The organism is Streptomyces prunicolor, from assembly GCF_045162825.1.
Classification (GTDB): domain Bacteria; phylum Actinomycetota; class Actinomycetes; order Streptomycetales; family Streptomycetaceae; genus Streptomyces; species Streptomyces prunicolor.
In genome coordinates this window covers 824,857-838,992 of sequence record NZ_CP108676.1, presented here as the reverse complement: position 1 = coordinate 838,992, position 14,136 = coordinate 824,857, and the positions used below count along the sequence as shown (strand labels likewise).

Sequence of the window (14,136 nt, the reverse complement as noted above, 5' to 3'; positions counted from 1 at the left end):
GGTCGAGGCGCACCCCTCCGTGGCCACGGACCACACAATTCAAACAGTGGCTTGACAGCTTGCGCTGCCGTTCATAAAGTCAAGCGAGCGTTTGATTTACTTAGAGAGCGTGAGGGGTCGAGACCGTACGACGGACCTCGGATCCCGAGCGCGAACCTGGAGGAAAACGACATGAAGCTGATCAGCCGGAAGTCGATCACCATCGCGGCCGCTGTAGCTGTGGTGGGTGGTCTTTCCATCGCCGCCGTGCCGTCACAGGCCGCGAGCCCGGCCCACGACAAGGCGGCGGCCCAGAGCAGTACGGCCGCTCCGACCCTGACCGCCCGCCAGCTGGCGGAGCTGCCGCTCACCGACCGCCACCTGACGAAGCATGAGAAGGCCAACCTCGCGATCGTCCTGCGCGACTACTACGTGGCGGAGGGCAGCCACATCGACGTCCCGACCTTCGTCAACAGCTTCACCAAGGACGGCGTCTTCAACGACATGGTCGCGGGCCAGGCATACCGGGGCGAGGCGCTCGGCAGCGTGCTGCCGTACATGAAGAGCCTCTTCTCCAATGTCCACCGTGACCTCAAGCGCATCACCGTGAACGGCGACACCGTCAGCATCGAGCTGTCGATCCAGGGCACGTTCGACGGGCAACTCCAGGCCCCCACGGGCGGCGTCGTCAAGGGGAACGGCCACAAGGTCGACGCGCCGACCGCCGACTTCTGGTACCTGAAGAACGGCAAGGTCACGACGTTCAACTGCTTCGTCGGCTACTCGAAGATGTACTCCGACATGGGCGTGAACTTCGACTGGGCCTCGGCGGTCAACCAGCACTGACTCGTTCCCCGGCGGGTGACGCGCGGCGCCGCCACCCGCGCGTCACCCGCCGGGGCCCGTCCGCCTTCTCCCCAACTCCAGCACGACGACGTTGACTTGATCGCGCAACCACACACGACAGAGGAGCGCGTCGGAATGACGACCCGGCTCGGCATCGGACTCCCGCAGAACCGGCAGTACAACCTCGGCAAGGACGTGCCCGACGTGGCCCGCGCCGCCGAGGACATCGGATACGACAGCCTCTGGGTGTACGAACGCGCGCTGTTCCCGGACCCTCGGACCCAGCCGCTGTACGGCGTCCCGGGTCTGCCCTGGCCCGACGCCTACCGGGGCGTGGCCGAGCCGCTGGTCACGCTGACCCTCGCGGCGGCGGCCACCGAGCGGGTCGAACTGGGCACCGCCGTACTGGTCGCCCCGCTGCACATCCCCTTCCAACTCGCCAAGCAACTTGCCACGTTGGACGCGGCGAGCGGCGGCCGGGTGGTCGCGGGCCTCGGCAGCGGCTGGTCCCTCGACGAGTACGCGGCCGCCGGGATCCGCCCGTTCCAGGAGCGCGGCAAGGTCATGGACGAGGTGTTCGAGGTGTGCCGGGCGGTATGGGGCCCGGACCCGGTGGTCTACGAGGGCGGCCGGATCACGAGGATCGCCTCGGCCGTGGTCGGGCCGAAGCCGGCCCGGCCGATCCCCGTCCTGGTGCCGGCCAACTCCCCGCGGGCGATGCGCCGGCTCGTCGACCACGCCGACGGCTGGCTGCCGTACGCCGACGGACCCGCCCAAGTGGCCGGGAGTTGGCGCCAGTTGCAGGACCTCGCCGCCGAGCGGGGCCGGACCAGGCCGCTGCGGACCGTGGTGCGGGTGAACCCGGACTACACCCCCAAGCGCTACGAGGGACCGGACCGCCGGCCCTTCCAGGGCGACGTCGAGCAGATCGTCAGCGATCTGATGGCGTACGCCGAGATCGGCCTCGACGAGTTCCTGGTCGACGTCTCGTGGGCCGCGCGGGACGCACAGGAACTCAAGGACGTGGCCGCCGAGGTGTACACGACCGCCCGGGCGGCCGGTTTCTGACCACGGCTGGGGCTCCGACGGCATCCGAAGGGCCACCGTCCGCCCGGCCGGGTGCAGTTCAGGGGCCTGACGGGTGATCCTCGGCCGGTGCTGTCGCGAGTCCGGGTGTGATGGCACCATGACCGACCCCGCCGTACCCGCACCGGACGCGTCCGACCGCTCCCAGGCGCCCGAGCCGCCACCCGGGTTCCTGCCCGAGCCGCTCTCCTACCGTCTCAAGCGCCGGCTGCTGGGTCCGCCCCTGGTCACCGGCCGCATCCAACAGGAGAAGCTCGACAACCGGACGGCGCTCGGCGTCCTCGCCTCGGACTGCGTCAGTTCGTCGGCGTACGGCAGCGAGGAGATGCTGCGCGTCCTGGTGCCCGTGGTCGGGGTCGCCGCCTTCACCCTGCTGATGCCGGTGACCGGCGCGATCCTGCTGATCCTGGTGCTGCTGACGCTCTGCTACAGCGACGTCGTCACGATCTACACGCGGGCCGGCGGCTCCTACGTCGTCGCCCGCGAGAACTTCGGCCCCGACATCGCCCAGATCGCCGCCGTCGCGCTGCTCGTCGACTACGTCGTGACGGTCGCCGTCCAGGTCTCGGCCGGCACGAACGCGCTCATCTCGCTCGCCCACCTCGTCGGCAACGGCTGGACCGGCCTCGACCACCTCCAACTCCCCGTCAGCGCAGGGGTGGTACTGATTCTGGTGTACGGCAATCTGCGCGGCCTGCGGGAGGCGGGGCGGGTGTTCGCCGTGCCCGCGTACCTCTTCATCGCCGCGGTCGGGCTGATGCTCGCCGTGGGCCTGGCCCGCTGGGCGTTCGGGGATCTGCCGCACGCCGACGTCCACGCGCAAGGTGTCGTGCCGCTCGGCACACCGGGGGACGGGTGGCTGTACGGGGCGTCGCTGTTCATGGTGTTGCGCGCGTTCGCGAACGGCGGCTCCTCGCTCACCGGCCTGGAGGCGATCTCCAACGGCATCTCCGTCTTCCGTGAACCGCAGGGCCGCAACGCCCGCCGCACGCTCGTCACCATGAGCTGTGTCCTGGGCGTCCTCGTGCTCGGCGTGTCCGGTCTCGCCCACCTCACCCACGCCGTCCCGTACACCGACGGCACGCCGACCGTGATCGCGCAGGAGGCCCGACTCGTCTTCGGCAGCGGTCCGTTCGGCACGGCCGGGCTGGTGTTCGTGCAGCTCGCCACCGCGCTGATCCTCTACACCGGCGCGAACACGCCCTTCACGGGCTTCCCCTACCTGGCCAGCTTCGTCGCCGAAGACCGTTTCCTGCCACGGCAGTTGACCCGGCGCGGACACCGACTCGCCTTCTCCACCGGCATCATCACGCTCGCCGTCGTCGCCCTCGCGCTGCTGCTGGTGACCGACGCCAACGTGGACCGGCTCGTCGCCCTGTACGCGATCGGGGTGTTCACCGCGTTCACCATGGCGGGCGCCGGACTGACCGTCCACCACGCACGCCGACGCGAACCCGGCAGGCGCTGGAAGATCGCGGTGAACGCGACGGCGGCGGTCGTATCGGCGCTCGTGGTGCTCATCTTCGCCGTCACCAAATTCACCGAGGGCGCCTGGCTGGTCGTCGTGGTCTTCCCGCTCGGCGTGTGGGCACTGATCCGCATCAACCGCGAATACCGCGCCGAGGCCGCCGAGGTCGAGTCACTCCCGCCCGCCGGACAGACCGACCGGCCACGACACCGGCGCCATGTGGTGTGCGTCCTCGTCGACGCCGTCGACCCGGCCGTCTTCCACGCCCTGCGCTACGCCCATGAGTTGAGGCCCGACGAGGTGCGGGCCGTACACATCGCGGTCGACGCGGTGCGCGCCCGGCATCTGGTGGCCCGGTGGGAGGCCGTAGGTACCACCGATGTCCCGCTGGAGGTCGTCGACTGCCCGGACCGCCGACTGGAGCGGGCGCTGGCCGAACTCGCCGTCCGCGAGACCGCCGACGGCCACACCGCGCTGACCCTGCTCATCGCGCGCCGCACCTACACCACGGTGCTCGGCCGCCTGCTGCACGGCGGCACCGCCGAGCGGATCGCCCGCGCGCTGGAGGAACTGCCGTCCGTGGTGGTGACGATCCTGCCGTACAGCGTGATGGGTGGCGTTCCGGCCCGGAAATAGACCTGCTGCTCGCCCACACACAACTCCCGCCCCGGCACACACAAATGGACGGCATTTCCCACGCGGTGGAGAATTCGGCACCGTCAATGACGGTAGAGGGTTTGGGAGTTCACGCGAGCCGGATTCAACACGCCCGACATTCCGGTGTGTTGTACCGGCGCCCCGGGGCGAATCGGCGTGGATCAGCGTGAATCGGAGTGTTCGGAATCGCGGGGGGTGTAAAGCGAATTCGGCGAGTGCTTCGACGCCTTCCTTCGCGCCCTGCTGGACCTCCGGCCCGGCGGGCAATCTGGCGGAAGCCGGCCGTGCCAGCGGAAACCGGCGAACTCGCCAACCCCGCCTGCCATTTGGAGGTACACGGTGTCCCCAGCGCCGAGCATCGGCGTCCTCGCCACCGGCACGTGCTTACCCGAGCGCATCCTGACCAACGACGAGGTCGCCGAGGCGGCCGGTGTGGACCCCGACTGGATCGTCCAGCGCACCGGTGTGCTCCGGCGACATGTGGCTGAGCCCGAGCAGGCAGCCTCCGACCTTGCCGCCGAAGCCGTACGCAAGGCGCTCACCGCGGCCGGTCTCCCGGCCTCCGCGCTCGGGCTGCTCGTCCTCGCCACCTCCACCCCCGACGAACTGGGACCGTCGACCGCGTGCCGGGTCCAGTCCCTGGTCGGCGCGGACCGGGCGGTCGCCTTCGATGTGGCGGCGGCCTGCTCCGGCTGGCTGTTCGCAGCCCGCGTCGCCCATGACTGGCTCCGTGCCGGCACCGGCGAACGCTACGCCGCCGTGGTCGGCGTCGAGGTCTACTCCCGTTTCGTCGACCCGTCCGACCGGGCCACGGCGGTGCTGTTCGCCGACGGAGCCGCGGCGACGATCCTCGGGCCCGTTCCGGGCGGGACGGGCTTCGCCCCGATCCGGCTCGGGTCGGACGGTACCGCGGCGGGCGACGTCCTCATCCCGGCCGGCGGCAGCCGACTGCCCGCCTCCCCGCGGACCCTCGCCGACCGACGGCACAAGGTGCACATGGACGGGAGGGCCGTACGGGACTTCATCCTGCGGATCTTCCCGGAGGTCCTCGGCGACGCCCTGGACCGAAGTGGCCTGCGCCTGACGGACGTTGATCTGCTGGTCTCCCACCAGCCCAACCCCCTGCTGCTGCGCCGCGCCGCGGTCGACGCCGGAGTCCCCGAGGACCGCGTGGTCATCGTCGGGCACGAGGTCGGCAACATCGGCGCGGCCTCCCTCCCGTACGCCCTGGCCAGCGCGGATCGTGACGGGCGACTGCGGACCGGCAGCCGGGTGCTCGTCACGGCGTTCGGTGCCGGTCTGACCTGGGGGAGCACGGTCCTGACCTGGACCGGGGCACAGCAGCACGGCGCCGTCCCGGCACCTCGCACGGAAGCGCCGAGCGCGGAAGCGCCCAGCGCCGAAGCACCTCGCACGGAAGTCCCCCGCGCCGAAGCACCTCGCACGGAAGGGCCCCGGACCGAGGGCCCCCGCGCTGACGCCCCCCGCGCTGACGCCCCCCGCGCTGACGCACCTCGCGCCGAAGGACCCAGCGCCGAAATCCCCCGCACCGATGTCCTCGGCGCCGAAAACCCTCGTACCAAAGCCGCTCGCACCGCGATTCCCCGCACCGAAGGAGCCCAGTTGTGACCGAGCCCCTCACGTCCACCCTCGTCGACTCCGCCAACTCCGCTGACCCCACCGACACCACCGCTCTCGGCCCCCTCGCCTCCCTCTTCCGCCTCGACGGCGCCCGCGTCCTGGTGACCGGCGCCTCCCGTGGCATCGGCCGTGCCGTCGCGGTCGCCTGCGCGGAGGCCGGGGCGGACATCGCGCTCGCGGCCCGCAGCACAGACGCGCTGCACGACCCCGAGCAGGAGGTGCGCAAGCTCGGGCGCCAGACCGTGCTCACGTGCGGAGACCTCGCCGACTCCGGGACGGCCGCACGTCTCGTCGACGAGGCGGCCGCCGGGCTGGGCGGCCTCGACATCCTCATCCACAACGCCAGCGTGTTCCCCGCCGACGACACCGGCACCTCGTACCTGGTCCCCTTCGCCGAGAGCGGCTCCGCCGAGTGGGACCCGCTGCTCGCCGTCAACATCGGAGCCACCGTCGACCTGTGCCGCGCCGCCCACTCCTACCTGGCCGCCTCACCGAAGGCGGCCGTCGTCCTGGTGTCGTCCGTGGCCGGGCTCATCGCCACACCGGCGATGGAGGCGTACGCCGTCACCAAGGCCGCCCAACTCTCCCTGATGCGCTCGCTGTCCGTCGGCTGGGCCCGGCAGGGCATCCGGGTCAACGCCTTGTGCCCCGGCTGGGTGCGCACCGACATGACCGAGCCGATGCAGCAGCACGCGCCGCTGTCGGACTGGCTCATGAGCCATGTACCGCAAGGCCGTTGGCTGACGCCCGAGGAAGTCGCCGCCGCCGCGCTCTTCCTGGCCGCGCCCGCCGCCTCGTCCGTCACCGGACACGCCCTGGTCTGCGACGGCGGGGTGTCCGTGCCGGACGGCGGACTCGCCGGAATCCCCAAGCCCGCCTCGCCGTTCGCCGCCTGACCCGTACACGCATCCAACTGTGAGAGCAGGTACGACACATGACGACGAATCAGACGACCACACCGGAGACTAACGACGACGAGCCCCTCCACCAGTGGGTCGTGGGGGAGTCCTTCCAACACGCCAGTGTCCAGCCGGACTTCACCACGGCGGCCCAACTCCGCGACCGGCTGCGCCGACGACCTCCCGACCAGGACAGCCCCCTGCGCATCCGCCCCGGACTCGGAGTCGACGACACCGAGTGGAGCGACCTCACCTCCGAACTCCTCAAGGCGTACGGCGCGGCCGTGCTCCCGGAGGGCCGGCCGCCGAACGCCGTGCCCCGGCACAGCGTCCTCAAGCACAGCCGCGACAACGTCCTCATCGGCGACGCACACGTCGAAGGTGACGCGTTCCAGGCGCAGTTGGCCGTCGTCAACGACACCGAGATGCTCAGGGACCACACCGCCGACCAGCAGCACGTACCCGGCATGCTCCTCATCGAGGCGTCGATCCAACTCGTCACCTGGGCGGTGTCGGAGATCTGGCGCCCACCCACCGGTCATCCCCCCTACTACGCCGTGATGCACGCCAGCGCCTTCGAGTTCAGCCGGTTCGTGTTCCCGCTGCCCACCCTCCTGACCGGCACGTTCACCCGCACCGGCCCGGCCGAGGACGACAAGATCCCGCTGAGCGCCGAGGTCCGGGTGCAGCAGGCGGGCCAGGACTGCAGCCAGGTCCGCATCGATCTGCACGCCTTCCGCCCCGCCCTCGTCTTCGCCATCGAGGACGGCCAGGCCCGGCGCGCCCTGCTGCGCGCCGCCCCCGCCGCATGACCGCCGACCAGGCGGCCACCGAGACCGCTCACCCGCTCCGGCGCCTCCTCCACGGCGACAACCACCCCGACGTCGACGCCCTGGACGGCCTGCTCGACACCCCGCCGTTCAAACGGTCCGCACCGCCCTGTGGCCCCGAACGCCACGCCAGGACCTACGACCGGCTGCGCGCCCTGGGGGAGTGGGTGGGCGGAGCGAACGCGCTGCAGCACGATCCGGCCCGACTCCTCGCCGTACTGGAATGGTCCGCCACCGTCGACCCACCCCTGTTCCTCGCCGGCACCGTGCAGTACGCGGTGTGCGTCGCCGCCATGACCGAACTCGGCAGGCCCGGCGCCTACTTGGACCCGCTGATCGACGAGGTCGACCGGCACGAGACCTTCGGCTCCATCATGATCACCGAGGTCGGCCGCGGCAACAGCCACCTCGCCACCCGCACCGAGGCCCGATTCGACCCCGCCACAAGGGAGTTCAGCTTACGTACCCCCGACCCCGCCGCGGCCAAGTTCATGTCCCACGTTGCCGGCACGGGCCGCGCCCACATGGCCATCGTCTACGCCCGCCTCCTCCTCGCCGACCAGGAGCACGGGGTGTTCCCCTTCGCGGTCCGCGTCCGCGACGTCGACCGCATCACGGACGGCATCCACATCACCGAACTCCCCGAGACCACCTCGGTCCCGCTGAACTACGGCCTCGTCACCTTCGACAACACCCGCGTCCCCTACGACGGTTGGCTCCGCGACGACGCCTCCATCGGTCCCGACGGCGAGTTCTCCGACCCCCTCGGCGACCCGGACCGACGCCTGGTGCGCTCCCTCTCGGTCTCCTCCAACGCCTCCACCGGCGCCGCGGCCGCCCTCACCGCGGCAGCCCGCGCCGCCGTCACCATCGGCATCCGCCACAGCCAACACCGCCTGAGCATGGGCCGGTTGGGCACCGACCTCCCGGTCCTGAACTACCGCACCCAGCAGGACGCCCTCTACGGCGTTCTCGCCGAGGTGTACGCGTGCAGCTTCCTCGTCGTACGGATCAAGGCACAGTACGTACGACAGCGCAGCGCCCCCGTGGACCTCTCCGAGGCGCAGCGTCCGGTGTGGGCGCCCTGGGCCTCGGTCAGCCGCGAACAGGCCCTGACCAAGGTCGCCGCGACCCGCATCCTGCAGCAGGCGGCCGGAGTGTGCCGCGAACGGGCCGGCGCCCAGGGCCTGTTGACCGTCAACCGGCTCCTTGAGTACGAGGGCCTGGCGCAGGTGTACCAGGCCGCAGCGGGCGACAACCTCCTCATCCGGCTGGACGCGGGAAAGCAACTCGTCGAGGACCTCACCCACACGGTCCCGGTCCCGGCGACGGTGGGCGAACTGGTGTCCCCAGATGGGGCGTTGGCGTTGGCGCTCCTCCGTGAACGCGGCCTCCTCACCGAACTGCGCAGCCGTGTCGAAGGCGTCCCCGTGGAGGAGAAGACCGCCTTCGAGACCTGGAACCCGCTGCTCCCCGACCTCGTCACACTCGCCGACGCACACCAACAGCGCCTGCTGCTCCATGCGTTCGCGGAAGCGGTCGCCGAGGCCGACTCCACCGACACCGACACCGACACCGACCAGGCACCCCACCTCCCGGCACTGCACGCCCTCCACGCCCTCTACGCCCTGAAGTCACTGGAACAGACGCTGAGTTGGCACCTGGAGAACGGATCACTCACCGCCTCGGACGCCCTCCGCGTGCACGGGGAACGCGACCGCGCCCTGGACGCCGTACACCCACATCTCGCCGTCCTCCTGGACGGATGCGCGCCGCCGGACGGTCGGTCGAGGGCTCCGATGGCCGAACAGGACGTCGTGGCGGCCCTGTTCGCGAGCGGTGGGCCGGCGCAGTGACCGGCGCCGCGGTTATCACCGGGCTGGGGGCGGCTCTGCCACCCGACCGGATCAGCAACGAACAACTCGTGCGTGAAGGCCTGGACACCTCGGACGCGTGGATCCGCGCCCGCACCGGAATCGAGAGCCGCCATCGTGTCCGCCCGGGCACGTCGACCGGCGATCTGGCGGTGGCCGCCGCGCGCGGAGCGCTGGAGTCTGCCGGCGCGCATGACGCCGGTCTGCTGATCCTGGCGACCACCACCCCCGACCGCCGATGCCCGGCCACCGCACCGGAGTTGGCCGCCCGGCTCGGGATGACCGGCACTCCGGCATTCGATCTCGCGGCCGTCTGCTCGGGCTTCGTCTATGCGGCCGCCGTCGCCTCGGCGATGCTCCTGGCGGGTGCGTACGACAGCGTGCTGCTCGTCGCGGCCGAGACGTACTCGACGATCGTGGACCCGCGCGACCGGGAGACCGCCGTCATCTTCGGCGACGGCGCGGGCGCCGCGTACCTGATGCGAGGAGACCGACGGGACCCCGGAGCCCTGGTCCACTTCGACCTCGGCAGCGACGGCACGGGCAGCGACCTGATCACCATCCCCGCGGGCGGCTCCAGTTCGCCGTACGCCGACGAACTGCCGCGCCAGGAACGCTACTTCCGCATGCGCGGCCGGGAGGTGTACGCCCGGGCCGTGCGGCAGATGGCCGCCTCCTCGCGGACGGTCCTCGACCGGGCCGGCTGGTCCACCGACTCCGTCGCCGCCTTCGTCGCGCACCAGGCCAATCAACGCATCCTCGACTCCGTGGCCGACCGGCTGGGCATCCCGCCGACCCGCTGTCACGGAAACCTGCGCGAGGTCGGCAACACCGCGGCGGCCTCCCTTCCCCTCGCCCTCGCCGACACCGCCGCCCGCGGCGCCGTACGGCCGGGCGCCCGCACTCTGCTCACGGCCTTCGGCGGCGGCCTGACCTGGGGCTCGATCGCCATGCTGTGGCCCGAGGCGAAACCCGTACGGCACACACCCCAACCCCGCGCCACACAGAAGGAGTTCGATTCATGTCTGCCGTCTACGACCACCTCGTGACCACACTGAGCGGCAAGTTCGACGTACCCGCCGACACCGTCCGGCCGGACGCCTCCTACGACGACCTCGGCCTCGACTCCCTCGCCGTGATGGAACTGTTCCTGACCCTCCAGGAGGAGTGGGAGGTACCCCTGGAGGACTCCGAGGCCGTGGGCACCCTCACCGTCCGGGAGACCGTCGACCTGGTCGAAAAGCTGAAGGCGGAGTCGTGACGGCGGTCGGCGGCCGGCCGGACGTGGTGGTGACCGGGATCGGCCTGGTCACCCCGGCGGGCATCGGGCGCGAACGGACCTGGGAACGCGTCTGCTCGGGCCGTCCGACAGCCATGGACGACCCGGAACTGGAAGGGCTGCCCGCCGGTTTCTCCTGCCGCGTTCCCACCTTCGACCCGGCCGTTCTGGTACCGGGAGTGCAGCACTGGCGCATCGACCGCTGCACACTCCTCGCCCTCGCGGCGGCGCGGGAGGCGGTCGGTGACGCCGGGCTGACACCGGAGACCTGGGACGGCGACCGGGTCGCCGTGGTCATGGGCTCGGCCGCCGGGGGTGTCGCCACCCTCGCAGACCAGCAGGACCGGTTGCGGGAGCGGGGGCCGGGCCTGGTCTCCCCGCTCGCGCTGCCCATGTTTCTGCCCAACATGGCGGCCGGCCACATAGCCGTCGACCTGCGCGCCCGCGGGCCCAACCTGCACACGGGCACGGCCTGCGCCTCGGGCGCCACAGCGATAGGCATCGCCGTGGATCTGCTCCGCTCGGGCGCCTGCGACATCGCGCTCGCGGGCGGCGCCGACGCCATGGTGACCAGGCTCTGTTCGGCAGCCTTCGCCCGTATGGGAGCCCTCTCCCGGCGTGCCGAGGAACCGGCGGCGGCCTCCCGCCCCTTCGACGCGGACCGCGACGGATTCGTCCTGGCCGAGGGCGCTGGTGTGCTCGTCCTCGAACGCGCCCCGGACGCCGCCGCCCGCCGTGTCCGGCGCTACGCGACACTCGCGGGTCACGGCGCGTCCGCCGACGCCCACCACCAGACGGCGCCCCATCCGAAGGGAGTGGGCGCCGAACTCGCCCTGCGCCGCGCGCTGTCGGATGCCGATGCCTCACCGGTCGAGGTCGACCATGTCAACGCCCATGGAACCAGCACCCAGTTGAACGATCGGGTCGAGGGAGCGGTGATCGAACGGCTCCTGACCGGCCGCCCCTCCGTCACCTCGACGAAGGGAGTCACCGGCCACACCATGGGCGCCGCCGGAGCGATCGAAGCCGCGCTCACCGCCCTGACCGTCTTCCACGCGACCACCCCACCCACGGCCAACCTCCAACGCCCGCTCGACGAGGCCGAGTTGGACCTGGTGAGCGGCACGGCCAGAACCGGCAAGGTCTCGCTGGCCGTCAGCGACTCGTTCGGCTTCGGCGGCCAGAACGCGGTGCTGGCCTTCCGGCCGGCCTGAGTTGTTACCCGGCAGGAGACAGATCGCAGCGCGGTCAGCCAGCCGGGGTGCGCCGTACGACCTTGCCCTGTCCGTCCGCCTCCAGCGAGGCCGCACCGTCACGGCCGGTCACGCCGACCCGGATCGAGAGGGAACCGGTGAGGCCGTCGACGGTGATCTGCCAGGTCTCCGGGGAGCGGACACCGAGGGTGGACCTGGCCTCCTCGACCAGGGCGGGGAAACGCTCGTAGGGCACGGAGTGCGGGTCGAACCGCGCGGCCTGCGTGCCGGTGGGCGCGAACACGACCGACAGCAGGCGTTCCTGTACGACGACGGTGAGCGCCCGTGCGGTGTCCTCGCCCTTGGCCAACGAGCCGACGGCGCGGCGCAGTTCACCCTTGTCGAGGAACGACTGGCCGGGGCCGAGGGTGACCGTGCCGGACGCCGACGACACGATCGTGGTCGACGACGTGGAGGAGACGGAGGGCCGGCCGGACGGGGACGGTCGCGCGGTGGTGTCCCGGTCGAACAGATCGGCGCGGAACAGCAGGATCACGGCTGCCGCGGCGAGCAGCAGAGCGAGCAGCGTGACGCAGCCGACGGCACAGCCCTGGGTGGGCTCGCTCACCACGGCAGGACCCGGCACCGAGTCGATCCGGGCGCCGGCCGCCCGCTCCTCCCACTCCGGTGTCGGCCGCTTCACGATCCGCACCCGCCACAGCCGGTCCGGCGGATACTCGACCACCACGACGCCGCCGGGCCGGTAGTCGGACAGGTCGACGAGGTTGATGTGCTGCGTGAACTCGACGCGGTACGCCGGTATGTCGTCCGGCGTGACCGTGACGTCGAACTCGACCGCCACGTCGCTCGTCGCCTCACCCCCGACGGCCGCCAGACCCTCGATCCGCGCGAGAGCCGTGCGAGGCGGGATGGCCGCCTCCCGGGCACGTCTCGGCATCCCGGCGAGGAAGAACAGCAGACCGTAGACCACGGGCAGGCCCACACCCACGACACACAGCGGCACGCTCTCGATGACGCAGCCGACGACAAAAGCGGCCGGCGACGCCCCGATCACCCCACCCGTCAGGAAGCCCCGGGCAAGGGCGACGGGAGTGGTGCGCGGGGGCGGCGGAGCGCCCTTGGCGATCGTCACAGCGGCGATTGTGCAGGGCCCGGGTGAACGCCGGGAGTTCAGTCCGCCCGCGATCCGGGAAGGGGGCGTTCATGGGAACCGGGTCAGCGGAGCGGCCTCGACGTGTCGCCGTCATCGGAGTGGGCATCGTCGGAGCCTGCGTGGGCTGGAACCTGTCCCGGCGCGGTGCCGAAGTGGTCTTCATCGACGCGGGCCGACCGGGCGAGGGCGTCACCGACTGGTCCTTCTCGTGGGTCAACGCCAGCAACAAGACCGTACGCAGGTCCTACTTCGACCTGAACGTCGCGGGCATGGCGGCGCACCGCGAACTCGCCGGGATCATCGGGCCGGACTCCTGGTGGTATCCCGGCGGCCACCTGCGCTGGGCGGACGATCCCGCGGTCGAGGCGAAGTTCCTGAAGACCGCTGAGCTGCTGGGGAGTTGGGGCTACCGGGTCGAGGTGTCCACGGGGGCCGAGGTGCGCCGCCGCCTCGAACCCGCTCTCGCACTGCCCGACGAGGTTCCCGTCCTGCTCTACCCCGACGAGGCCTGGGTCCACGGACGTCATCTCGTCGGCCGTCTGGTCGGCCAAGTCGTCGCAGCAGGCGGGGAGTTACGGTCCGACACCGAGGTCCGTGACATCGGGACCGGTGCCGACGGGAGCGTCCGGAACGTCGCGCTGTCCGACGGCAGCCGTCTCGACGTGGACCTCGTGGTGAACGCGGCGGGCCCGGGTGCCTCCCAGATCGCCGGGCTCGTCGCACGGCACCTGCCGATGCGCCGGGAACCCGGCATCGTCACCCGGATCGACTGCGCCCGAGCCGTCCCGATCCACTGCGCCATGCACGCCCCGCACATCGAGATCCGGCCTGACTCGGACACGTCGATGGTCCTCCACAGCCGCGAGATCGACGCACTCATCGACACGGGCGAAGAACCGGCGGAACTCGCGCGACTGCTCCACGAGTTGGCGTGGCGCGCCGTCCCCGAACTCGCCGACTCCCGCATCGCACGGACACGGGTGGCCTTCCGGCCCATCCCGGCCGACGGTTTCCCCTCGGTGGGAGCGGTGCCGTCCGTGCCGGGCTACTACGAGGCCGTGTCCCACAGCGGCATCACACTCGGTCCGGTGCTCGGCCGGCTGCTCGCCGCGGAGATCCTCGGCGGGGGGAGGGCCGAGTCGCTCGCGGACTTCCGTCCGGAGCGGTTCCCCCAATGACCGTCGGACTGTTCCCCCAATGACCGTCGGAC

At 71.4% G+C, this 14,136-nt stretch carries 12 protein-coding genes; 11 read left to right on the top strand and 1 reads right to left on the bottom strand.

Annotation, left to right across the window (positions count from 1 at the left end; all coding sequences use genetic code 11):
• Positions 1-171: 171 nt before the first annotated feature.
• The 10 genes from OG588_RS03795 (at position 172) to OG588_RS03750 (ending at position 11,773) form a co-directional block, all read left to right on the top strand.
• Entirely contained in the window at positions 172-825 is a 654-nt protein-coding gene (locus tag OG588_RS03795; protein ID WP_405946021.1) for a nuclear transport factor 2 family protein, read from the top strand.
• A 135-nt stretch (positions 826-960) separates the two neighbouring features.
• Entirely contained in the window at positions 961-1,893 is a 933-nt protein-coding gene (locus OG588_RS03790) for an LLM class F420-dependent oxidoreductase (protein ID WP_405946020.1), read from the top strand.
• Between the two features lie 118 nt (positions 1,894-2,011).
• Complete coding sequence (locus OG588_RS03785; RefSeq protein ID WP_405946019.1) at positions 2,012-4,015, top strand: APC family permease; 2,004 nt, start codon at positions 2,012-2,014, stop codon at positions 4,013-4,015.
• A 360-nt stretch (positions 4,016-4,375) separates the two neighbouring features.
• Positions 4,376-5,665 (top strand): beta-ketoacyl-ACP synthase 3, encoded by a 1,290-nt coding sequence (locus OG588_RS03780; protein WP_405946018.1) that lies wholly within the window; start codon positions 4,376-4,378, stop codon positions 5,663-5,665.
• Complete coding sequence (locus tag OG588_RS03775) at positions 5,662-6,573, top strand: SDR family NAD(P)-dependent oxidoreductase (protein WP_405946017.1); 912 nt, start codon at positions 5,662-5,664, stop codon at positions 6,571-6,573. The genes OG588_RS03780 and OG588_RS03775 overlap by 4 nt, the downstream gene beginning before the upstream one ends.
• A gap of 38 nt (positions 6,574-6,611) precedes the next feature.
• Entirely contained in the window at positions 6,612-7,388 is a 777-nt protein-coding gene (locus tag OG588_RS03770) for an AfsA-related hotdog domain-containing protein (protein WP_405946016.1), read from the top strand.
• Entirely contained in the window at positions 7,385-9,262 is a 1,878-nt protein-coding gene (locus OG588_RS03765; protein ID WP_405946015.1) for an acyl-CoA dehydrogenase, read from the top strand. The genes OG588_RS03770 and OG588_RS03765 overlap by 4 nt, the downstream gene beginning before the upstream one ends.
• Positions 9,259-10,329: a beta-ketoacyl-ACP synthase III gene (locus OG588_RS03760; protein ID WP_405946014.1), complete on the top strand. Its 1,071-nt coding sequence runs from the start codon at positions 9,259-9,261 to the stop codon at positions 10,327-10,329. The genes OG588_RS03765 and OG588_RS03760 overlap by 4 nt, the downstream gene beginning before the upstream one ends.
• Positions 10,302-10,541 carry a phosphopantetheine-binding protein gene (locus OG588_RS03755; protein WP_317769549.1) on the top strand — a complete coding sequence of 80 codons (240 nt, stop codon included), beginning with the start codon at positions 10,302-10,304 and terminating at the stop codon, positions 10,539-10,541. The genes OG588_RS03760 and OG588_RS03755 overlap by 28 nt, the downstream gene beginning before the upstream one ends.
• Entirely contained in the window at positions 10,538-11,773 is a 1,236-nt protein-coding gene (locus OG588_RS03750; RefSeq protein ID WP_405946013.1) for a beta-ketoacyl-[acyl-carrier-protein] synthase family protein, read from the top strand. Before OG588_RS03755 ends, OG588_RS03750 begins: the two co-directional genes overlap by 4 nt.
• A 34-nt stretch (positions 11,774-11,807) precedes the next feature.
• Here OG588_RS03750 and OG588_RS03745 read toward each other — a convergent pair whose 3' ends face one another.
• Positions 11,808-12,905, bottom strand: a complete 1,098-nt coding sequence (locus OG588_RS03745) for a hypothetical protein (RefSeq protein WP_405946012.1) — start codon at positions 12,903-12,905, stop codon at positions 11,808-11,810.
• 71 nt (positions 12,906-12,976) lie between these two features.
• Here OG588_RS03745 and OG588_RS03740 point away from each other — a divergent pair, with 71 nt between their 5' ends.
• The gene (locus tag OG588_RS03740) at positions 12,977-14,104 is read left to right on the top strand and encodes an NAD(P)/FAD-dependent oxidoreductase (protein WP_405946011.1); all 1,128 of its coding nucleotides are present in this window, start codon (positions 12,977-12,979) and stop codon (positions 14,102-14,104) included.
• Positions 14,105-14,136 lie beyond the last annotated feature (32 nt).